General features: G+C 55.6%; 17 protein-coding genes and 1 other RNA gene. 4 read left to right on the top strand and 14 right to left on the bottom strand.

Annotated features, from left to right (window positions below):
- Positions 1 to 73: 73 nt before the first annotated feature.
- From AB5Y90_RS19945 to smpB, 12 genes are all read right to left on the bottom strand, one after another.
- Positions 74 to 1,426 carry a restriction endonuclease subunit S gene (locus tag AB5Y90_RS19945; RefSeq protein WP_368167588.1) on the bottom strand — a complete coding sequence of 451 codons (1,353 nt, stop codon included), beginning with the start codon at positions 1,424 to 1,426 and terminating at the stop codon, positions 74 to 76.
- A complete protein-coding gene (locus AB5Y90_RS19940) occupies positions 1,416 to 3,020 on the bottom strand; it encodes a type I restriction-modification system subunit M (protein WP_368167587.1) in 1,605 nt (534 codons plus the stop codon). Before AB5Y90_RS19940 ends, AB5Y90_RS19945 begins: the two co-directional genes overlap by 11 nt.
- An 832-nt stretch (positions 3,021 to 3,852) precedes the next feature.
- On the bottom strand, positions 3,853 to 6,633 hold the full coding sequence (locus AB5Y90_RS19935) for a DUF927 domain-containing protein (RefSeq protein WP_368167586.1): 2,781 nt from the start codon (positions 6,631 to 6,633) through the stop codon (positions 3,853 to 3,855).
- A gap of 183 nt (positions 6,634 to 6,816) precedes the next feature.
- Complete coding sequence (locus AB5Y90_RS19930; RefSeq protein ID WP_368167585.1) at positions 6,817 to 7,143, bottom strand: hypothetical protein; 327 nt, start codon at positions 7,141 to 7,143, stop codon at positions 6,817 to 6,819.
- Between the two features lie 9 nt (positions 7,144 to 7,152).
- Positions 7,153 to 7,365, bottom strand: coding sequence for an AlpA family transcriptional regulator (locus tag AB5Y90_RS19925; RefSeq protein ID WP_108541430.1), 213 nt, complete (start codon positions 7,363 to 7,365; stop codon positions 7,153 to 7,155).
- A 175-nt stretch (positions 7,366 to 7,540) separates the two neighbouring features.
- Positions 7,541 to 8,074, bottom strand: coding sequence for a hypothetical protein (locus tag AB5Y90_RS19920; protein ID WP_368167584.1), 534 nt, complete (start codon positions 8,072 to 8,074; stop codon positions 7,541 to 7,543).
- A 96-nt stretch (positions 8,075 to 8,170) separates the two neighbouring features.
- A complete protein-coding gene (locus AB5Y90_RS19915; RefSeq protein WP_368167583.1) occupies positions 8,171 to 9,178 on the bottom strand; it encodes a tyrosine-type recombinase/integrase in 1,008 nt (335 codons plus the stop codon).
- A 361-nt stretch (positions 9,179 to 9,539) separates the two neighbouring features.
- On the bottom strand, positions 9,540 to 10,412 hold the full coding sequence (locus AB5Y90_RS19910) for a hypothetical protein (RefSeq protein ID WP_323930286.1): 873 nt from the start codon (positions 10,410 to 10,412) through the stop codon (positions 9,540 to 9,542).
- Positions 10,413 to 10,437: 25 nt separating this feature from the next.
- Positions 10,438 to 11,736 carry an integrase domain-containing protein gene (locus AB5Y90_RS19905; protein ID WP_323930287.1) on the bottom strand — a complete coding sequence of 433 codons (1,299 nt, stop codon included), beginning with the start codon at positions 11,734 to 11,736 and terminating at the stop codon, positions 10,438 to 10,440.
- 45 nt (positions 11,737 to 11,781) lie between these two features.
- A protein-coding gene (locus tag AB5Y90_RS19900; protein ID WP_307895347.1) for an IS5 family transposase occupies positions 11,782 to 12,548 on the bottom strand; the annotation gives its coding sequence in 2 pieces (ribosomal slippage) (positions 11,782 to 12,173 and positions 12,173 to 12,548; 768 coding nt in all).
- A gap of 207 nt (positions 12,549 to 12,755) precedes the next feature.
- Positions 12,756 to 13,115: a transfer-messenger RNA gene (gene ssrA / locus AB5Y90_RS19895) on the bottom strand.
- Between the two features lie 166 nt (positions 13,116 to 13,281).
- Positions 13,282 to 13,770: an SsrA-binding protein SmpB gene (gene smpB / locus AB5Y90_RS19890; protein ID WP_005334498.1), complete on the bottom strand. Its 489-nt coding sequence runs from the start codon at positions 13,768 to 13,770 to the stop codon at positions 13,282 to 13,284.
- 169 nt (positions 13,771 to 13,939) lie between these two features.
- Here smpB and AB5Y90_RS19885 point away from each other — a divergent pair, with 169 nt between their 5' ends.
- Both AB5Y90_RS19885 and AB5Y90_RS19880 read left to right on the top strand, forming a co-directional pair.
- Positions 13,940 to 14,374, top strand: coding sequence for an SRPBCC family protein (locus tag AB5Y90_RS19885; protein ID WP_005334496.1), 435 nt, complete (start codon positions 13,940 to 13,942; stop codon positions 14,372 to 14,374).
- Positions 14,367 to 14,714, top strand: coding sequence for an RnfH family protein (locus AB5Y90_RS19880; RefSeq protein ID WP_005353535.1), 348 nt, complete (start codon positions 14,367 to 14,369; stop codon positions 14,712 to 14,714). Before AB5Y90_RS19885 ends, AB5Y90_RS19880 begins: the two co-directional genes overlap by 8 nt.
- 81 nt (positions 14,715 to 14,795) lie before the next feature.
- On the opposite strand, the gene AB5Y90_RS19875 is transcribed toward AB5Y90_RS19880, so the two are convergent.
- Positions 14,796 to 16,070 (bottom strand): amidohydrolase, encoded by a 1,275-nt coding sequence (locus tag AB5Y90_RS19875; RefSeq protein WP_307896422.1) that lies wholly within the window; start codon positions 16,068 to 16,070, stop codon positions 14,796 to 14,798.
- 179 nt (positions 16,071 to 16,249) lie between these two features.
- Positions 16,250 to 18,706, bottom strand: coding sequence for an acyl-CoA dehydrogenase FadE (gene fadE / locus AB5Y90_RS19870; RefSeq protein ID WP_368167582.1), 2,457 nt, complete (start codon positions 18,704 to 18,706; stop codon positions 16,250 to 16,252).
- 259 nt (positions 18,707 to 18,965) lie between these two features.
- Between fadE and lpcA the strand changes: the two genes are divergently transcribed.
- Both lpcA and AB5Y90_RS19860 read left to right on the top strand, forming a co-directional pair.
- Positions 18,966 to 19,544: a D-sedoheptulose 7-phosphate isomerase gene (gene lpcA, locus AB5Y90_RS19865; RefSeq protein WP_307896424.1), complete on the top strand. Its 579-nt coding sequence runs from the start codon at positions 18,966 to 18,968 to the stop codon at positions 19,542 to 19,544.
- Positions 19,545 to 19,708: 164 nt separating this feature from the next.
- Complete coding sequence (locus tag AB5Y90_RS19860) at positions 19,709 to 20,518, top strand: class II glutamine amidotransferase (RefSeq protein ID WP_307896425.1); 810 nt, start codon at positions 19,709 to 19,711, stop codon at positions 20,516 to 20,518.
- The last annotated feature ends 141 nt before the right edge of the window (positions 20,519 to 20,659 follow it).

The raw sequence follows: 20,659 nt of genomic DNA, 5'->3' as shown, positions 1-20,659 counted from the left end.
GGTGGCTTCTTGTTCATGTTTATTCGGGGGTGGCAATTAGCCCCAGTGGCTCGAGGACGACGGTCAGTAAGGCTTAGTTCAAGTTTTCCTCGGCGAGTTCGGTCTCAATTTCATTAAGGCATAGCTCACCGGAAATCAGCTTGGGCAGCAGGGTGTCGCGGAGATTAGAAAGCACCTCACATTCAACTTTCTTGGCCTCACAATTAGTCTGCAGGTCTTGAGCATGCCGAACGAATGTGGAGATAAGCTCATTTTTTGGCAGTAGTACATTTACAGGGTTTAAATTTGCAATTGTCATCTGTGGCTGCGCGGAACCTGAAGTTAGGTTGGTAAGATCTTGCTGTAACAAACAGTAATATATATACAATGAACTAATGCTTTTCTCTTCAATGACAAGTGAATTGTTTGTGACAAAACAAAATGGTTTTGTCCAATGTACCTTTCCTGAAGCCGCACCTCGACATGAAATTAATACTTGCGGCTCTTTGTAAAGATATTTGTTGTAAGCGCCAATGACTCCATTCCCACCATAGACAGGATATCCATTATTGGTTATTTGGGTTTTTGGGAGATTTTTTCCATATACAATGTTGGCAATTTTTGTTAGTGGCGCAGCTGTCCACGCCTGCGGAACCCAGCCACCGAGGCCAAGGGACGGCTCGGCGCACTCCTCAAAGGCTACCGGAAATAGTTGGCGGATAGCGCCCGGCAACGGCTTGAAATCGCCGTTTTTACGTACTGCTTTGCGAGTCTCAGCACGGCGCAGCAACTCGTCTGGTAGTTCCAAACCCTGCTCAAAGAAGCCCGCATCCAGCGCGTTATCGACCACCGGATCAAAGTCCACAAACCACGACTTGAACAGCGCCTGCGCCATCTGCTCCAGGGTCTGGTTGATTTGATGGTTTAGTTCAATTTTATCGCTTATGTCTAAAAGGCATTTGTCGATTAAAATTTGCGCCTGATAAGTTGGCTCTGGCACTTCAAAATTAGGTATATCGACACACTTCAAACTGTCAAATACTGCGCCAGGATTTTTGTACTTGCTAACTTCATCCCACCAGATTGGGCTGTTCACAACCCAACGTAAATATCCAGGGTGAATCTTCTTCGGATCCGGGCGTAACAAGACCAGGTTTTGTCCTAAAGCGAACTTACTCCCCTTAGGAACATAAGCTGTCTCGCCAGGATTACATCGTCTAGAGAGAACAATATCCCCATGTATAGGTTTGGCTTTGACGGTCCAAAGTTGATAATCCTCTTCGGAGATAAGCCTGGGATTTGCCGAAAAGTCGATTATGCCGTTCTTCATCTGAGGAATACCAATGTATGGAATTCCATTTTCTACAGCTATTGGCGTTTTATGTACGCAGTCGATCAGACTGACACCTAATTCCTTCAGACTTTTTAAAGGCCAATTACTTCCCATAACCCAGCACCTCCATATTGGTGCGGATCGCCTGATCCAGCTCGGCAGCTTTGTCCAATTGGCGATAGAGGGTTTGGGTGAGTTCCTGCATCTTGGTCTCAAAGGCGATGCCGTCATCTTCAACATCGGCAGCACCCACATAGCGGCCCGGGGTCAGCACAAAGTCGTTGGCCTTGATCTCGTCCAGGGTCGCGACCTTGCAGAAGCCGGCCTGATCTTGATACTGCACGATGCCGATCTCCTTCGCCTCGACACGGCGTTTCAGTTCGCCCTCGTCGCTGCGCCAGGCGTGGTAGGTGTCGCTGATGGTGGCGATATCCGCAGTGGTCAGCTCTTTCTGGGTGCGGCTAACCATGGTGCCCAGATTACGGGCATCGACAAACAAAGTCTCGCCACGGCGATCCCGGTAGCCATGCTTGACACTGGCTTGCTTGCTCTTGCTGATAAACCAGAGACAGACGGGGATCTGGGTAGTAAAGAACAACTGCCCTGGCAGGGCGATCATGCATTCGATACGGTCATCTTCGATGAGCTTTTGGCGGATCTCCCCTTCACCGCTGGTATTGGAACTCATGGAGCCGTTGGCCAGCACAAAGCCCGCAATACCATCCTCGGAGAGCTTGGAGAGCATATGCAGGATCCAGGCGTAGTTGGCGTTACCGGTGGGCGGAGTACGGAAGCCAGCAAAGCGTGGGTCGTTGGTGAGCTCCGCCTCGTTTCGCCACTCCTTCAGATTGAAGGGGGGGTTTGCCATGATGTAGTCGGCCTTGAGATCCGGGTGCTGATCGGCAAAGAAGGTATCAGCCGGGCGTTCCCCCAGATTGCCGGTGAGGCCGCGCACCGCCAGGTTCATCTTGGCCAGCTTGTAGGTGGTGCTAGTCAGCTCCTGCCCATAAATGGCGATATCCTTGCTCTTGCCCTGATGGCTTTCAACAAACTTGAGGGACTGGACGAACATGCCACCCGAGCCACAGCAGGGGTCGTAGATCTTGCCCTGATAGGGTTCGAGCATCTCGGCCAGCAGGGTGACCACGGCCTTGGGGGTATAGAACTCGCCGCCACCCTTGCCTTCACTGGCGGCAAACTTGCCGAGGAAGTATTCGTAGACCCGGCCCACCAGGTCCTCTTCGGTCAGGTCGCACTCATTGGCGAGGGTATCGATGTTTTCGATGCTGTCGATCAGCGAAGCAAGCCTTGTCGTATCGAGCTGCAGTCGGGAGAAGTAGTTATCCGGCAGAGCGCCGGTCAGCGCCTTGTTGCGCTTCTCAATGGTAGAGAGCGCCGTGTCGATGATGACAGCGATATCATCCTGCTTGGCGCGGGCTTTCACATAAGACCAACGAGCCTCCTCCGGCAGGAAGAAGACGTTGTCTTGCTGGTAGAAGACATCCATATCTGCAAAGGCTTCTTGGCCACTCGCGATCAGTTGCTGGCGCTTGGCCTCGAACTTGTCGCTAATGAACTTCAGGAACACCAGGCTCAGCACCACGTGCTTGTATTCGGAAGATTCCACGCTGCCACGCAGCTGGTTAGCGGTATCCCAGAGGGTCTCTTCAAAGCCTTTGTTGGCTTTCTTGGCGGGCGATTTAGCCATGTATCTGTGTTCTCTTATTCTTCTGAAAAATAATCGGAGTCCAGCGCCTTGATAGTGAAGGCCGGGCGGTGCAACAGCCATGTTGTGTTTCAGGTTATCGCGCATTCTATGATGACCGGACGTCATGTAGTTTCATGACGGTTTGTTCAGACATCAATACTGCCCGGTCATACACACTGAAACAGCCAGCACCAGGCAGGCAACTGCAGCTAATTAATTGAGTTGGTGGTCATTCTACCGTTTTGCCCGGATGGCATAAACCGCTATGGATGCTTTTGGAACGATGTTCTTGTGGCAAATGAGAGGTGACGGACTATTTGGTCAGCAGGTCAATGAGGGGGCGATGGATGTTTGGCTGATGGGAGGGGGCGGGGAGCCGCACGATGTGCCCCTTATTCTGTATGCCGGTGAGCAGGTTGCGCTTATTGTGCTGTGACAACATGGCTGCCAGCCAGATGAGCCATCAGGTGTTGGGTCTACCAGCGTCTTATTTATAGGTATAAAAATGATGGTTCTGGTGGTTCAGTGGTTCTAACACCCCGCCAGCTCTCGCCAAGACTGGGTTTGTGGGGGAACCAGTCTGCCGGGATCCACTGGTTCCGCGAACCAGTGAGCGGTTCAAGCCTCAACATGCCTTCGAGTTTAGAACCACTGGAACCAGTGCGGAACCAGTCATATTTTATTAAGTGGTTCCGGCTCTAAGCATTATGTAGCAGAGGATTGAGCTATCTAGAAACCAGTGAACCAGTAGAACCACAGTTTTTCCCTTTCACGTGCGCGAGCCTTAAAGAAGGGGCCGCACTTGGCAGCCCCTTGATTCCTTCTGGCTGGCCTATTCTGTCTCATCAGCCAACACCAGATCGGTCAGCACATAGACCCGCGCCCGTTTTCCGGTCGGGAGCGGCCTCAACAACTGATAGCGCCCTTCACCACTAAGCAGGTATCCCGCTTTGGCTGATAGCTTTGCAGCCTTCTTGGCATCACGTCCGCTGGTGATCTCAATCCAGCCTGATGGGTCAACCCAGAACTCCAGCGCTTCATTGGTGCCCTGCTTGGGATTACGCCGATAGCCCACCACATTTGCCGGTCGGTGGTTTGGGTCGCTCAAATCAACAAAGCGGGTGTACTGGTGAGCCCGCATAAAGGCGCGGATCTGCATCAGGGTAGCGGCGTCCTCCTGGTTACCCAGATGTCCCCGCTCTGCCAACCAAGCCTTAAGGCAGACTCTCACAGCCCTGATGGCTTCCCCCTCTGGCCAGCCTGTCACGCCCAGCTTGGTAGCCAACTCACCGGCTGCGGCCACCAGTGCGAACCGGTTGATGGCACGGCCTACTTGGTTTCCTGCGCAATGCGGGGTTAACTCAGTGGCAAGGCGCTTGATCTCACCCCGCAGGTGCTCGCGGTGCGGCTCCATATCGGTAGTCAGCACCTTCACAAAGGCGTGAAAGGCGGTGCCGTGCTGGCTGTCGGCGTGGGCCTTGAGCGTATCGGCGAAGGTTCGGCCATCCTCCATACCATGCAACTGCTCAAATGCGCCATGCTGCCCGGTGTCGCTCGGGATCTGGATGGTGCGCACCTCCATTCCTGCTTGTGTGCGCGTACCATCTTCAGAAGCATGATCTTCAAGGCTCAATTCGCCAGTGGAGAGGAACAGCAAGCGCCATGCCTTGCGCTCCCTCAACTCCCCATCTTGCTTGAGGCGGCCTCTCCCTTGGCCGTTTGCCAGCATGTAGGCTGTTTTTCCCACATCCTTCCCGGCCTGCTCCCCAATTTCATCCAGACAGAGCAGGGCATCATTGCGGCGGTTGGCGATACCTTCGATAGCGTTACCGGTTGCCCGCCACGTCTGACAATAGCGATCAGGGTTGCCGTAGACACTGGCAGCGGCCTTCATGATGGTGGTCTTGCCGTCGGTACTCTCGCCCTTGAGGTGGAACCCACCGCCCTCCATGCCTACCAGAGTCAGCAGTGGGGCCGCAAAGGCGAGCGACAGCGCAAAGCAGAGGCGGGAGTTACCCACGGCCAGCGCCGCGACCTCCTGTTGCCACTCGGCTAGGGTACCACGTTCGGTGAAGTCGTTAGCCGCATACCCCGCCGTCTGCAAGATCACCCCTTCTGTCCCTATCGTATCTTGTGGCAGCACATAGGCGTTACCATACCAGCCGGTACGTTCCACACAGGTGATCCGCTTATCGGGCTGACAAGCCATCAGGTACTCGGCGAGTTTGCGTTTGCGGCCCAAATCAATAAACGGCAAGCCAGTATCCAGCAGGGAGGTAAACACATCTTCACCGTTGCGCGGGACCAGGGAGCGAACAGGCATCGCCCACTGGCGTGTTCTTCCCGCGCTATCTTGCCACTCCAGCAGGCGGCCGTAGCCACGGCCATGCTCATCACTGGTTTCAGCGAGAACCCGGATCGGGCTGGATATCGGGACCAGTTCTTGCCTGGCATCATCTCCCCGTCCGACCGTCTCCCTAGCGCAGAGGCGATTGCCCTGGAATACAAACCCGTTTGGTAAATCAGGCCCGTGCGCTGACTTATCATGGCGATCAGGGTGAAGCGGTAGCACTTCGGCCTGCCAGTGCTCCTGTTCCTTCTGGCTAGCGTCCTTGGCTTGGGGGCTGGTAGTACTCGGTCTGGCGCTCATGATGGCCTCCTTGGTTGCGTTCAGCCCGCGGGTTTGGTGGTAGTCGTTCCAATCACCAGCAGCCGGTGGCAGGGCTACCAGCCCGCCTACGGTTGCGGCGGCTTGCTCGGCCTTGGCCTTGCCGAGGTTGCCCTTGGTGTTGGTGTCATTGTCGCCACACAGCAGGATCCGGGCCTCAGGATGCTGGCGGCGAGCAATGGCGGCCACTACACCCAAGTTGCCGCAATCCATCGCACAATAGACCGTCGCCCCGGTAGTCACGTAAACCGACAGACCGGTGGCATAACCCTCGACAATGGCAATCAACTCCCCACCCTCGATACAGTGGAAGGCCCCGGCCTTTTGCCCGCCCGCCAGATAACGCTTGCAGCCGTCATGACCGATCAGCTGTACATTCACCAGTTCACCCGCCTCATTGGTCAACGGGATCACCAGGCTACCGGCTGGGTAGTTCTTGCCGCTCACATTGATCTGGGCACGAGTGACGGCACTCAGATGATCGGCAAATCCCTTGTTAGTAAGGTAAGGGATCTTCCCCTGCTCACAGTCGTGGATAATGGCAGCGGCACGGCAAGCGGCCTTCTGGCGCAGTTGCTCGCTCCGCTTGCGTTCCTGCTGGACCTTGGCCTGTTGCTGCTGACGAATGCGCTCACGTTCAGCCGGATCCAACCGACCGGCAGCCATGCCCATCAGCGGCGCTATCAACCCGGCTGCCTCCTTGGGTGTCTTGCTCATTACCTTGCAAACCAGAGCCAGCCCATCACCCGCCCCACACTGGCTACAAATCCAGGTCCCGCGCCCCTCCTTGTCGTCAAAACGAAAGCGGTCCTTGCCGCCACAGACAGGACAAGGGCCGTGTTTGCCATGGTGCGGGGTGTCGATACCCAGATCCGCCAGCAGTGTGGGCCAGTGGCCACCGGCAGCATATGCCACATCCGAAACAAAGGTTTTGGCTACAGCCATGATGACTACCCCTCGTTCACCTGTACGACGCAGCTCGGTTGATGCCGTTGACCATGGACATAGGGATGCACCTTCCCGGTGTGCCGCGAGCTTAGAGGCTCAGTCGCCAAGCTGTTGATTTTGGGCAAAGCTTCGCCCTGAGCGATACGCCCATTGCTTGCAATGATCATGTTTAACCCTCGGTTAGGTGGCGTGCAGGTGACGGGCGATAAATGCCTGGCCAAAGGGAATCGCATGGTGCGGCTGGCTCACGCAATTAATATGGCGGTAAAGCACATCCTTCCTTGAAATCCAGTGGTGAAGGCGTATCTCGATAATAGAGTGGTGACAGTTCAAATAACGCAACCCAACAAGAGCAGACAGGGCACCAGCGTCTTTGGTACGACTTTCCTGCAAGTGGTGAGTAGCCAATTCCAGTTTGGTGCTATGGCCGGTTGGTTGAATGCTGCCGCCCACTGGCTTGGGTTGGGTCGTGCCGTTCTTCGGTACTGCCTTTTTGGGAGAGTTCATCGCAGTCACCTATGCCGTCGAATTGCGAGCAGCAATACGGGCCGCCATCCATTCAACCACTTCAGACTCTAAAAATGCGACGGACCGACCATGTTCGCTCAAGCGGATGGTTTTCGGGAAAGAGCCTTGTGCCATCAGATCGTAAATACTTGATTTGCTCAGGCCGGTGCGCTGGATCACTTCACGAATACGGATCAGGCGTTGGGTGGTAGAGCTATCCATATATGACCTCACTCGTCATTAGTGTCAGAGGGGTCATTAAAGGGTGTAACGGTCATTAAAGGCTAGGGGAGGAGGCAATTAAAACCTCCCCTAGGTTTTCGTACCGGGGGATCACTACATAGGGTAGGTGTTGTCGCCAGATTCGCAGAGAAGTGAGAGACGACGTCCTTGAGAACTAGTGGAGGGATTCTTTACTGGGCGTTTTTGGCGCACCACCGTTAGGTTTCCAATTTGCAATTGCTGCCAGATCTTGCAGACACTTTAATGGTGTGCCTTCACTATCGACCAAGCCGAAGTTGTTAGCATTTTTCGTAAGGAATTGCACTAGGCTCTGTTTAGGCGTTCTGCCGGGTTGTTCAATGTAGTTGTGCCAAGCTGAAACTGCCGCAGCTAGCTTGGGAGCGTAGCGGTCATGCTCAGGGTTCAGAAATGCGAGCTGACGATCTTGCTCGGCCACCTTTTGCTCCAACTGATGTACCCTCTCTGCGAGTATGACGTTCTGTTGGATAAGAGGGGTTAGCTCCTGACTTTGTTTGTGTGAAATGCTCACTGTGGAGTTTGAGTTGCAGGGATACTTTCTATGATTTGTCAGGCACTCAGACATGAACGAGATAATAGAAATTAATGGCAAATTGCTATGATGTTTATCATCCACATATGTTGTATAGCGTTGAAATCGGGTCTCGAACGAGCGTGCTACTTCTAACATTAAGTCATCTTCCGTGTATTGTCTTGTTTGTGTTTGGGGGTCAAACGGGAATTGGCTCTCACTCTCCTGCCAAGATTGTCTCGCAAAATAGTCGGGTTACTCGTTGACCAGCTTGAGAGCTTTGGTGCCGCTAGCCAAGGACTGGTTTCCCTGGCTAGCCTGCACAATGTGATTGCTCCACCAACTCATCATGGTTACCCGCTGCTCGAAGTAGTCGGAGCGGTTAAAGGCGAAGCGGATCTTGCTTTCATTGATATGTGCCAGTGCAGCTTCAATGACATGAAAGGCAAAGCCTTGATTTAACAGAATGTTGCAGCCCAATGAGCGCAACCCTTGGGCCACTAATCGACCACCGTACCCCAGCTGTTTCAGGGCTGTACTGGTGCTTCGGTTGCTGATATGGGTGTGTGGGTTGCGATAGCTGGAGAACACATAGGGCTGATGGCCGCTGATTGGCTTCATACGTTCCAATAGTGCAATCGTTTGCGGAGTGAGCGGAACCCGGTGAGAGCGATTCTTCTTCATCTTGTCGCTAGGAATAATCCAAATCTTGTTCTCCAGATCAATCTCATCCCAACGGGTACCGGCAGATTCCCCTGGACGCACCAGCGTATGAAGGTTCCATTCAATTTGGCTGCGAATAGTGTGATCGAGGTGCCCGGCTGCGATGTCAGTCATCAGCAAAGGGAGTTCGTCTGGTGTGATTGTGGGCATGGACTTCTTGGTGGGCTTCTGGAATTCCTCGCGAATGGCAGAGCAAGGGTTAGCATCGATCAGGCCGAAGCTAACGGAATAGTCGAAAATTGCGTTTATTCGTTGGCACAGGCGCTGCACTGTCACAAGCTTGCCGCTAGTCTCGAGTGGGCGCAGCAGCTCAATCACCATGTGCGCGCTGACTTGGTTGATGGGCATTGAGCCGATAAGAGGCAAAATGTACATCTCAAGGGAGCGCCACGAGGCCGCTGTATAGGCTTCACTGACATAATGGTGTTGCAAGGCATAAAGCTTTGCTGCAACAGCAGCCACTGAGGTGCCACCGTCAAGATGGCTTGTTTCATACTTAGGGATAAAGCGCTGGTAGGGATTGGTCGTTGGTTGTTCCATATTCGTCTCCAATGGTCGTTATTGACGACGGTATTGGAGCACGTCGAAGCACCCTCAGGGCAATAGCCTCAGGGCTCAGGGTATGGTGTTCAGCAGGGGGGAGGGTATAGCTAAACCCTCGCCATTACTGGATTTAATACCCTCAGGGGGCTGGGACTTTGGATTTCTAATCTCTGGGCTCGGGTATTGCTATTGAACCATCGTTCAAAGTGTGCCAACACCTAACGGGATGGCAAAAGTGGCTGTAAGGTTTACCACAGTGTTTAACTTGTGACTTGTTGTGACATGCTGGTTCATATGGGTGAGATCCGCTTGAGTTAATCTGGTTTTGTTAGCGTCTCTTAGCCAAAAGTTCATATTCTTAACGTGAACAGGAACGTTTTTTTGTAACACGGGCAGGTGGGGACTTCTCAGGGCGGGCCACTATCGTTATTGCTTCAGCCCGCTTATAAGAGCCACAGCGCGGATCTTGCAGTAGCCATTCGAACATGTCTTTGTTGCGAGGGTCTGTATCTTTGTCGTTAGGATCCCAGTTGTTCCCCCAAGCATACTCTTGCAGTTCTGCCACCATTTGAAGGGATGGTGTTAGGTAGCGAAATTTGGGGGCTTCTGCCATGTGGTTTACGGTCTTACTTTCAGCTTGTTGCTGGAGTTCTACCGTTGATACAACTGGTTTGGTGAGAGTTGTGTCTTGCTCGTTTGATTTGACGTCATATGAGAGGGAGTGAGCGGTATTGTAAGCCTTGGGATGGGGGTAAATCTCGGTGAGGGCATTAAACAGCTCTGGATTATACACATTCAGTCCCCCTATGTTTTCAACAAGCCATGGCCATAAGTCATCGGCTTTGAAGGTAGCGTTAGAAGGCACCGCTCCCTTCATCAAAGCAGCGTTAATATTATCAATACCGATGATTACTTCACTCATACAAGATTCCTCGTCCTTGTAGAACTTGACTGAAACAGGTTCAGGGTCTCGATGCCCCCACCTTAAGTTTTCAAGTAGTGCATCCCTTACGATTGCTGCCAGCCCCCATTCGAGATTGTGTACTTCGGCCTCAGTTAACTCGCTATTATCCAGAGACGGGTCGATACCAGCGACTATCAGACTAGCTTTATTCGCAGAGACAAACTTATTAATGCGGATGGATGTTTTATTTATCATGCGTGTCTTTTGTGTAGGACTTTGTTTGGTTTGAAAGACCTGCGGGCAAGGCTTTCCCGCGTCGCTCGTCATAGAGATGACCCGGTTGGTACTGGATTCACTTATTGACCAGCTTGAGAGCTTTGGTGCCGCTAGCCAGGGACAGATTTCCCTGGCTAGCCTGCTCAATGTGATTGCTCCACCAACTCATCATGATTACCCGCTGCTCGAAGTAGTCTGAGCGGTTGTAGGCCCTGCGGATCTCGTTCTCATCAGCGTGAGACAGTGCCGCCTCGATAGCATCCGGGTTGAAGCCCTGCTCGTTGAGTGTGGTGCTGCCGAGCGAGCGCAAACCATGAGCCACTAGTCGCCCGCCATAACCAAGCCGTTTTAAGGCCGCATTGGCACTTTGGTCGTTGATGTGACCAAGCGGATCGCGGCGGCCAGGGAACACAAAAGGACGGTGGCCGCTGATCGGCTTCATGTGCTCCAGCAGAGAGAGTGCTTGCGGGGTGAGCGGAACCCGGTGGGGGCGATCCATCTTCATGCGATCTTCAGGGATGTTCCAGACTTTGGCCTCAAAGTCGATCTCGTCCCAGCGAGTGCCTGCTGATTCACCAGGGCGTACAAGGGTATGAAGGCTCCATTCAATCTGGCAACGGGTGCTGTGCTCCAGGCGGCCATTGGCGATGTCGGCCATCAGTTGCGGCAACTCTCCCGGCTTGAGGGTGGGCATGTGCTTCTTGGAGGGCTTCTTGAACACCTTGCGAATCGCGGAACAGGGATTGGCATCGAGCAGGCCGTGGTTCACGCTGTAGTCTAGGATTTCGTTAATCCGCTGACAAAGGCGGCGTACAGTCTCATGCTTGCCATCTGCCTCAATCGGACGAAGAATCTCAATGACTTTGGGAGCGCGGATCTGGTCGATGGGCATAGAACCGATGAAGGGCAACACATACATCTCAAGAGAGCGCCACGAATCTGCGGCATAGGCTTCAGTTACATCATGGCGTTTGAGATCCAGCCACTTAGATGCCATGTGTTCAAAGGTGTTGCTACTGGCTTCTTCCATGGCTTTGACCATGGCGGCCTGTTCTTCTTTGTGGAGCTTGGGATCAATACCTTTGGCCAGCAGGGCGCGAGCCTCTCGTAGTAGTTCACGGGCTTGGCCAAGGGACACCTCTGGGTAAGTGCCAAAACTCATGTTTGTGCGCTTATTGTCAGAAGGCTTTGAATATTTGAAGGCCCAGAGCTTTGAACCCGCAGCACTGATCCTCAGTTCTAACCCATCACCATCGCGCAAGGTGGTCATCTGGCCTTTTGCCTTAGCGTCTTCGGATGGCTTGGCGTTTTTAATTTTTGGGTCGGTTAATCTGCAGTTACCTGTTTCGCGCCTCTTTTTCTCCACCGTGACCATAACGCTCCTTAGTACCATCGAATTGAGTACCACTAGGGGCTGTCGTCATAAGATTGAGGCCCACAGGTATGCGCAACGGATCTGCACTACGGCCACAAACGAACTCGTATTTTTGGCGTATCTTGTGGCAATGCCTCGCCATTGCTTCAGATGAAGGAAGGCGTTTTCCACCAAATGTCTTGCCCGATAAAGCTCCCTGTCGTGGTCTCGTTGTTCCTTACGATTCCGTTTTGAAGGGATGACGGGCTCCATCCCTTGGGCGTAGGCGGTATCAATCAACGCATTGGTATCATATCCCCTGTCCGCCAAAAGATACGCAGCCTCCAAACCGTCAATCAAGGTCGCGGCTTGTGTACAATCTGCGGTCGTACCCGATGTAATGATGCATTTTATTGGCATTCCATGTCCGTCGACTGCCAAATGGATCTTGCTGTTTAGCCCCCCTTAGTGACTCCCATATCCTGATTACCACCTCGAGCACCACTGGCATGGGGATGAACCTTGATATGGCTGGCGTCAATCATCAGCCATTCGCAATCAGGTTCTTTTATCAGACGTTCTTGAAGACGAGCCCAAATGCCCTTGTCGCGCCAACGACAAAAGCGGCGATGGGTGTTTTTCCAGTCTCCGTATTCAGACGGCAAGTCACGCCAAGGAGACCCTGTGCGCAAAATCCAGAAAACAGCGTTGATAAACAATCGGTTATCACGAGCTGCACGACCCCATTGACCTTTTTGCCCCAATAGATGAGGTTCGAGTAAGGCCCATACACGGTCTGAAATATCGTGGCGGCGATAAGCTGGTGTTGACATGATCTGATGATTTTTATGTTAAGGGGGCGGGCATTGTACCAAAATCAATCAGCTTAAGACGACAGCCCCTAACCTTGTGGTACTAATTATAGTACTCGTGAGGCTGGTTTTTGGCGACCACTTCGACTTTATCGGACAACAAAAAACCCGCAAGACGTTGAATCTTGCGGGTTTTTGTACTTCTTCGTTCCTTCTCGGAACAGTATTTGGTGGAGCTGGGGGGATTTGAACCCCCGTCCAAAATTACTACATCCTTGGCACTACATGCTTAGTCACTCTTTACATTCGCCAACCCGCTGCGGAGAGACACGCCACGCATTGACTAGCTCGATTGGTTTTAATGCTTCCGCCCCGAGCAGGACTTCCACACGATCCTGTGAAGGATGACCTTCCGATTCCCTAGGACACAGGCAAGCTAGGGTAGAAGGGCTCTATGCAGGTTATTAAGCTGCTAGTGCGTAGTTTTCGTCGTTTGCGACTATTTTTTTGCGGTTTATTAACGAGGCCTACCGCACCTCGGCATGCACCTTGGGTTTCGTGAATCTTGTCGAATCCAGAATCAGCCCCAAGTTGTTAATTGCGATTGTACGCAAAAATGCTGTCATAGCAAGGCGTTGATACCCATTCCCTCTGGCAACCAGTCTGTTTGCCGATTTATTGTACGCAGCTGAGCCTGAAGAGCCAGCTGCGCCGGGGGAAGGTGTACTGGCGTTCTGATCCTGCCAGTCGCAGGTTAGCCGCGATGCTTGTTCTTCATGATGCGAGCTTTCTCCCGATCCCACTCGCGGGCCTTGGTATCTTCGCGCTTGTCGTGCTCTTTCTTGCCCTTCACCAGGCCGATCTCGACCTTGACCCAGCACTGTTTCCAGTAGAGGGCGAGGGGAACTATGGTGTAGCCCTGACGGGCGATCAGGCTTTCGAGCTTGTCGAGTTCACGACGGCTCAGCAGCAGTTTGCGGGTGCGGGTCGGGTCACATACCACATGGCTGGAGGCCGCTTGCAGTGGCAGGAAGCTGGAGCCGAACAGATAGGCCTCGCCATCGCGGAAGATGACATAGGCTTCACTGATGTTGGCCTTGCCCGCCCGCAGGGATTTGACTTCCCACCCTTGCAGGGACAGACCCGCTTCGATCTTCTCTTCGATGAAGTATTCGTGGCGCGCGGTTCTGTTGAGTGCAATGGTGCTGGACCCGGCTTTGTTTTTACTGTTTTTTTTGCTCATGACGGGCGATTTCCGGCAATGACTAGGAGGCTCGTATTATACGTAGGCAGGGACGGCTGTAAAACGCGCAGCAGGTCAAGTGGTGGCTTTCTGAGCGGTTTGGCTGAGGTTTTACCTCCACAACCCTAAACATGGTGATAAAATCGCGCCGATTGGATGAGGAAAAGCCATGCCCCGAATTACGCGCAGTGCCCTGGTGATGTTCAGTGCAGAACAGATGTTCAAGTTGGTTAACGATGTGGATGCCTACCCGCAGTTTTTGCCCGGCTGTGTCGGCAGCCGTGTCCACGAGGCTGGCGATGACTACATGATGGCGTCGGTCGATGTGGCCAAGGCGGGGATTGCCAAGACCTTTACTACCCGCAATCAGCTGGATGTGAACCGCCAGATCAGGATGGAACTGGTGGATGGCCCGTTCCGCAAGCTGGCGGGCTGGTGGACCTTTACCCCGCTCGATGTCGACGCCTGCAAGGTGGAGTTTGATCTCGATTTCGAGTTTACCTCCAAGCTTATCGAGGTGGCATTTGGTCAGGTGTTCCGCGATCTGGTGAGCTCCATGGTCTCCGCCTTCTCCAACCGGGCGAAGGAGGTCTACGGTGTCTGACCAGCTCAACATCGAGGTTGTCTATGCCTTGCCGCAGCAGCAGACGGTGATTGCCCTGCGGGTGGCGCCCGAGACCTGCGTGCTGGCGGCCATCGAGCAGTCCGGCATCGTACAAAAACACCCCGAGATCGATCTGGCGGTCAACAAGTTCGGTATCTACAGCCGCCCGGTGAAAGGGAGCGAGCCGCTGCACGACGGCGATCGTATCGAGATCTACCGCCCGCTCATCGCCGATCCCCGCGAGATGCGCAAAAAGCGGGCCGAGAAGGCCAAAGAGGAGGGGAGAGCCGATAGCGTGACCGGTGGTCGCCCCGATGTGCATCGCAAGCACCGCGAGTAGCGCTCAGTTTTTTCTTGCAGAAAAAAGGCGCCGAGGCGCCTTTTTTTGATCCCGTTAGCCGGTGAGCTTGCCGAGGGGATATCAAGAGAGGGCTGCTTCTGCCACACCCAGTCGTGCACGGGCCCAGGCGGCCAGCAGCTCTACCCCGCTTTGCATCACCCGCTCATCGAAATCGAATTCGTTGTGATGGTGCGGCGCCGCCAGATCGGCCCCCAGGATGAGGTAAGCCGCTTCGCCCCCCTGCTTTTGCACCCGCTCCATCAGAAAACCGGCATCTTCGCTGGCGCCAAAGCGGCGAGTCTGGATAGTGGCGAGCCCCTGCTTGCGGGCCAGCGCCGCCAGCTCGGCTTGCAGCGCCGGGCTGTTGTCGAGGGCAATGGCCTCACCCTGCTTGATGATGCGATAGGTGACACCGTGGGCGAGGGCGGTACCTTCGACGATGCGCTGTACCTGACTGAACATGTAGTCGTTGAGCGCGCTGTCGGCGCCGCGGGTCTCACCGCGCAGCTCGGCATGATCGGGGATGACGTTGCGGCCGCTGCCAGCGTGAAGCTGGCCGACGTTGATGCGGGTCATGCCGTCGCGGTGGCGGGGAATGCCGAGCATGGCGGTGGTGGCCATGCAGGCGGCTGCCAGCGCATTGCTGCCGGCGTTGGGTTCGAGTCCCGCGTGGGCGGCGGTGCCCATAAAGTGGACGTCGAACTTGGTGGAGCAGAGAAACTCGGTGGGGTTGATCACCAGCTCGCCGCTGCCAGCGTGAATGCCGATATGGAGCGAGAGCAGGGCATCCACGTCATCGAGTGCGCCACCGGCAGCCAGCGCCTTGCCACCACGGCACCCCTCTTCGGCGGGTTGGAAGAAGAGCTTGATGCGACCGCACAGCTGCTCCTTGATCGCCATCAGCTGGCTGGCCAGCCCCATGCCGATGGCGGTGTGGCCATCGTGGGCGCAGGCATGCATCCACCCCTTGTTGTGGGAGGCAAAACCCTCCTGCTGCGGCTGGTGTTGTTCGGCGTCGGACTCTTCCACCTCCACCGCGTCGATATCGAAGCGAAAGGCCAGGGTCGGACCGGGACGGCCGGTATCCAGCTCACCCATCAGGCCAGTGACATCGCCGATCCGCTCCAGCCAATCGGGATGGGCTCCCTGACGACGGGCGCGAGCCTTCTCGGCCGCCACATCCACATCACGGCCCATCATCAGATTGCTGGCCAGCAGTTTGTCACCGAGCACAATGCGATAACCGAGTTCGCTCAGGTGGTGGGCAATCAGGCTGGTGGTGCGAAACTCTTTCCAGGCGGCTTCCGGCAGGCGGTGCAGGTCGCGGCGCCACAGGATCAGGTGCTCAATGGTCATCTTGGCTTCCTTGGTGATTCGATTTGTCGGCTATTGTGCCTTTTTTCCCGGCTGACCACACGGGGCCCGCAGCTGGTCGGGGGAGCTGTGAGTGCAAGTGGTGGCTGTTCGGGCCGTGAATAGTGGTGAGCGCCCATAAAAAACGCCTCCACAAGGGAGGCGTTATCGATAGCTGGTTATCAGGCCGCGTGATGGTAAGCGGAGGCTTCAAACAGCTTCTTGTTGGCCACCAGATCGATGGGGTCAAAATCATCGACGTTGATGGTGCGCAGGCGACTTACCTCGGCGCGGCGCAGCAGCTCCGCTTCGCTCTGGGTCAGTACGCCAGCGGCCAGGCCAATGTCGGCCACCTTGTCCAGCGCCATGAAGGGACGCTTGATACCATCGCTCTTGCAGACTTTCTCGAACAGCGGCTCGGCGGCCAGTACGTCATCGAGCGCCTGCTCCAGCAGACCGAAGGGGTTGCCCTCTTCGCGAGTCAGGTATTGGCCCTTGGCCAGGCGGCTGCGGGTCTCGCTCGGGGTTTGCAGCAGACGGGCAACCTGTTGGTCCAGCTTGTCGCACGGACGGTTCAGGTCACGGCCCAGCGGCAGCACCACGGCACGCAGGGCAAGGCCAATCCAGCGGTTCGGGAAGTTGCGCAGCAGCTCGTCGATCGCCTCTTGTGCCTTGAACATGGCATCTTGCAGTGCCCAGTGCAGCAGCGGCAGATCGGCCTGCTGGCGTCCCTCGTCCTGATAGAGCTTGAGGGCGCTGGAGGCGAGATAGAGCTGGCTCAGCACGTCGCCAAGACGGGCGGAGACCCGCTCCTTGCGCTTGAGCTCGCCCCCTAGGGTGCCCATCGCCATGTCTGACAGGAACGCCAGGTTGGCCGAGAGGCGGGAGAGCTGCTGGTAGTAGCCCTTGGTCTGATCCTTGTAAGGGGCCGCGGCAAAGCGGGCGCCGGTGATACCGAGCCAGAAGCTTCGTACCAGGTTGCTGATGGCAAAGCCGACGTGGCTGAATACTGCCTTGTCGAAATCCTTCAGCGCCTGCTCCTTGTCGGGGTGGCTGGCGGCCAGCATCTCCGGCAGTACATACGGGTGGCAGCGGATAGCGCCCTGACCGTAGATGATCATGCTGCGGGTCAGGATGTTGGCCCCTTCTACCGTAACGGCGATGGGCGCACCCTGATAGCCACGGGCCAGATAGTTGTTGGGACCCATGCAGATGGCCTTGCCGCCGTGGATGTCCATGGCATCGATGATGCACTTCTGGGCTCGGTCGGTGAGGTGGTATTTGACGATGGCGGAGATGACCGAGGGCTTCTCGCCAAGGTCGATACCGGTCACGGTCAGGTTGGCTGCGGCGCCCATGATGTAGGCATTGCCACCGATGCGGGCCAGCGGCTCTTCAATCCCTTCCATCTTGCCGATGGGCAGCTTGAACTGGCGACGGATGCGGCTATATGCGCCGCTCGCCAGGGCCAGCATCTTGACGCCGCCGGTGCTGTTGGAGGGCAAGGTGATGCCGCGACCGACCGACAGACACTCGACCAGCATGCGCCAGCCCTGACCGGCCATGGCCGGGCCACCGATGATGAAATCGAGCGGGACGAATACATCCTTACCCTGGGTCGGGCCGTTCTGGAACGGCACGTTGAGCGGGAAGTGGCGACGGCCAATGCCGACCCCCTTGATGTGAGTGGGGATCAGCGCGCAGGTGATGCCGAGCTCTTCCTCTTCACCCAGCAGGTGCTCGGGGTCACGCAGTTTGAAGGCCAGACCCAGCACGGTAGCAATGGGGGCGAGCGTGATGTAGCGCTTGTTCCAAGTGAGGCGCATACCGAGCACCTCTTTTCCTTCCCACTCGCCTTTGCAGACGATACCGAAGTCGGGGATGGAGCCGGCGTCAGAACCCGCTTCCGGGCTGGTCAGGGCGAAGCAGGGGATCTCTTTACCGACCGCCAGGCGGGGCAGGTAGTAATCCTTCTGCTCGTCAGTGCCATAGTGTTGCAGCAGTTCGCCCGGGCCCAGCGAGTTGGGTACGCCAACGGTGGAGGCGAGCACGGCGCTGGCACCGCACAGCTTTTGCAGGACACAGGACTGGGCGTAGGCCGAGAACTCCAGACCGCCATATTTCTTCTTGATGATCATGGCGAAGAACTTGTTGTCCTTCAGGTATTGCCACACCTCGGGGGAGAGATCCGCGCGCTCGTGGGTCACTTCCCAGTCGCTCACCATGCGGCACACTTCCTCGACCGGACCATCCATAAAGGCCTGCTCTTCGGCAGAGAGGGTGCTGACCGGGATGGCGTGCAGCTTTTTCCAGTCCGGGTTGCCCGCGAACAGATCGGCTTCCCACCAGGTGGTGCCCGCTTCAATCGCCTCTTTCTCGGTGCGGGACATCTCCGGCATGATCGATTTGTAGATCTTGAACAGCGGCTTGGTTATTTGATTGCGGCGAAATTCCACCAGATTGAGCGGGATGGCGATCACTGCGAACAGCGCCCATACCAGCAAGGGCACATGACCATAGATGGCGCCAAGCACCAGGGCGGCGCCGGTGACCAGGGTGGAGATGAACAGGGATGCCCGGCGATAGGCCAGGGCTCCGATAACCAGGATCACCCCGAGCAGAGTGAGGGTCGTCGTCATTGCTTGCTCCTTGCGTGTATAAATGTGCCAACGTGGTGTAACTCATCCAGAGGTCTGACCTGTTGGATATGGCCCCTGTTGTAATTCATACGCACAAAGTTATCAAGCTGTTTACATCTTCATTACCTTCTCTCTGTGATCCCCATAACGCTCACGCGCCGCCAGCGCTGTGGCTCGTAGGGGGGGGGCGACTGTGCGATTCGCTTGTGCGAGAATAGCCGCGATCTACACGCACACTAAAAACAGTGGAAGAGACATCATGTACCAAGAATTGATCCGCAATGAACTGACCGAAGCAGCCAGCGTGCTGCAGGCCTTCCAGGCTGATGAGCAGAACCTGAAAAACATCGAAGCGGCCGCCAAACTGCTGGCTGACTCTTTCAAGGAAGAGGGCAAGGTGCTCTCTTGTGGCAACGGTGGTTCCCACTGTGACGCCATGCACTTCGCCGAAGAGCTGACCGGTCGTTACCGCGAGAACCGCCCGGGTTATGCCGGTATCGCCATCTCCGATCCGAGCCACCTCTCCTGCGTCTCCAACGACTTTGGCTATGACTATGTCTTCTCCCGTTACGTAGAAGCGGTTGGCCGTCGTGGCGACGTGCTGCTTGGCATCTCCACCAGCGGCAACTCCGGCAATATCCTGAAAGCCATCGAGGCAGCCCGCGCCAAAGGGATGAAAGTGATCGCCCTGACCGGCAAGGATGGTGGCAAGATGGCGGGTCTGGCGGATGTCGAGATCCGGGTTCCGCACTTTGGCTATGCCGACCGTATTCAGGAAGTGCACATCAAGGTGATCCACATCCTGATCCAGCTGGTCGAAAAAGAGATGGCCAAGTAATCAGGCCATCGTCACCAGACAAAGGCAACGCCGGTAGCATGGTTCGCCATCGGCCGGTTGTTGCCAGTCACAGGGGAAGGAATTGCGCCTTCCCCTGCTGTCTGTCGAACCAGCGTGCTGGTCGAACATGACACAAGCCAAATCATGAAAGGAGTCTGCCGGATATGTGCGAACTGCTCGGCATGAGTGCCAATGTGCCGACCGATATCTGCTTCAGCTTTACCGGGTTGATGCTGCGCGGCGGCAAGACCGGGCCCCACAAGGATGGCTGGGGGATCACATTCTACGAGGGGAAGGGCTTTCGCACCTTCAAGGATCCCGAGCCCAGCGCCCAATCTCCCATCGCCAGACTGGTACAGGCGCTGCCCATCAAGAGCTGCGCCGTGGTCAGCCACATTCGGCAGGCCAACCGTGGCTGCGTGTCACTGGAAAATACCCACCCCTTTACCCGTGAGCTGTGGGGCCATTACTGGACCTTCGCCCACAACGGTCAGCTGACCAGCTACAAGAAGCTGCCAACCGGCCGCCACCGTCCGGTGGGGGATACCGACAGCGAGCACGCCTTCTGCTGGCTGCTCGATCGGCTGGAGCAGAAATATCCCAAGCGTCCGGCCAACTTTCCCGCCATGTTTCGCTATCTCGCCACCTTGTGTGACGAGCTGAGAACGTTCGGGGTGTTCAACATGCTGCTCTCGGACGGGGAGTATGTGATGAGCTACTGCAGCAACAACCTGCACTGGCTGACCCGCTGTGCGCCGTTTGGCGAGGCGAGCCTGCTGGATGAGGAGGTGGTGATCGACTTTCAAAGCGAGACCACCCCCAACGATGTGGTGACCCTGATCACCACCCGTCCGCTGACCGGCAATGAGAATTGGGTCAAAATGGCGCCCGGCGAATTCAATCTGTTTCGCATGGGGGAGCGGGTGGCGACCAACCAGGTCGCGCTTGAGCAAGATAAAAAAATACCAGGGTAGATACCTACCCTGGTTCTTCGCAGCAGCCATAAAAGGCAAAAGGGATGAGAGGTGTTGCTGAGCATCATCACTCTGACGGCATTGAGTGTTGATCGATTGTTAATTTGTGGCAATCAAGTTGTTGTCTTGACGGGCGTTTCA

It is taken from the genome of Aeromonas sp. R4-1 (assembly GCF_040908325.1).
GTDB lineage: Bacteria > Pseudomonadota > Gammaproteobacteria > Enterobacterales > Aeromonadaceae > Aeromonas > Aeromonas veronii.
This window is presented reverse-complemented; position numbering and strand designations above follow the sequence as displayed.

What these genes read in the sequence shown, in the direction of transcription:
- AB5Y90_RS19945 (WP_368167588.1), bottom strand. Translation starts at nt 1,426, where the DNA reads ATGGGAAGTAATTGGCCTTTAAAAAGTCTGAAGGAATTAGGTGTCAGT.
- AB5Y90_RS19940 (WP_368167587.1), bottom strand. Translation starts at nt 3,020, where the DNA reads ATGGCTAAATCGCCCGCCAAGAAAGCCAACAAAGGCTTTGAAGAGACC.
- AB5Y90_RS19935 (WP_368167586.1), bottom strand. Translation starts at nt 6,633, where the DNA reads ATGGCTGTAGCCAAAACCTTTGTTTCGGATGTGGCATATGCTGCCGGT.
- AB5Y90_RS19930 (WP_368167585.1), bottom strand. Translation starts at nt 7,143, where the DNA reads ATGAACTCTCCCAAAAAGGCAGTACCGAAGAACGGCACGACCCAACCC.
- AB5Y90_RS19925 (WP_108541430.1), bottom strand. Translation starts at nt 7,365, where the DNA reads ATGGATAGCTCTACCACCCAACGCCTGATCCGTATTCGTGAAGTGATC.
- AB5Y90_RS19920 (WP_368167584.1), bottom strand. Translation starts at nt 8,074, where the DNA reads ATGTTAGAAGTAGCACGCTCGTTCGAGACCCGATTTCAACGCTATACA.
- AB5Y90_RS19915 (WP_368167583.1), bottom strand. Translation starts at nt 9,178, where the DNA reads ATGGAACAACCAACGACCAATCCCTACCAGCGCTTTATCCCTAAGTAT.
- AB5Y90_RS19910 (WP_323930286.1), bottom strand. Translation starts at nt 10,412, where the DNA reads ATGACGAGCGACGCGGGAAAGCCTTGCCCGCAGGTCTTTCAAACCAAA.
- AB5Y90_RS19905 (WP_323930287.1), bottom strand. Translation starts at nt 11,736, where the DNA reads ATGGTCACGGTGGAGAAAAAGAGGCGCGAAACAGGTAACTGCAGATTA.
- smpB (WP_005334498.1), bottom strand. Translation starts at nt 13,770, where the DNA reads ATGAGCAAAAAAAACAGTAAAAACAAAGCCGGGTCCAGCACCATTGCA.
- AB5Y90_RS19885 (WP_005334496.1), top strand. Translation starts at nt 13,940, where the DNA reads ATGCCCCGAATTACGCGCAGTGCCCTGGTGATGTTCAGTGCAGAACAG.
- AB5Y90_RS19875 (WP_307896422.1), bottom strand. Translation starts at nt 16,070, where the DNA reads ATGACCATTGAGCACCTGATCCTGTGGCGCCGCGACCTGCACCGCCTG.
- fadE (WP_368167582.1), bottom strand. Translation starts at nt 18,706, where the DNA reads ATGACGACGACCCTCACTCTGCTCGGGGTGATCCTGGTTATCGGAGCC.
- lpcA (WP_307896424.1), top strand. Translation starts at nt 18,966, where the DNA reads ATGTACCAAGAATTGATCCGCAATGAACTGACCGAAGCAGCCAGCGTG.
- AB5Y90_RS19860 (WP_307896425.1), top strand. Translation starts at nt 19,709, where the DNA reads ATGTGCGAACTGCTCGGCATGAGTGCCAATGTGCCGACCGATATCTGC.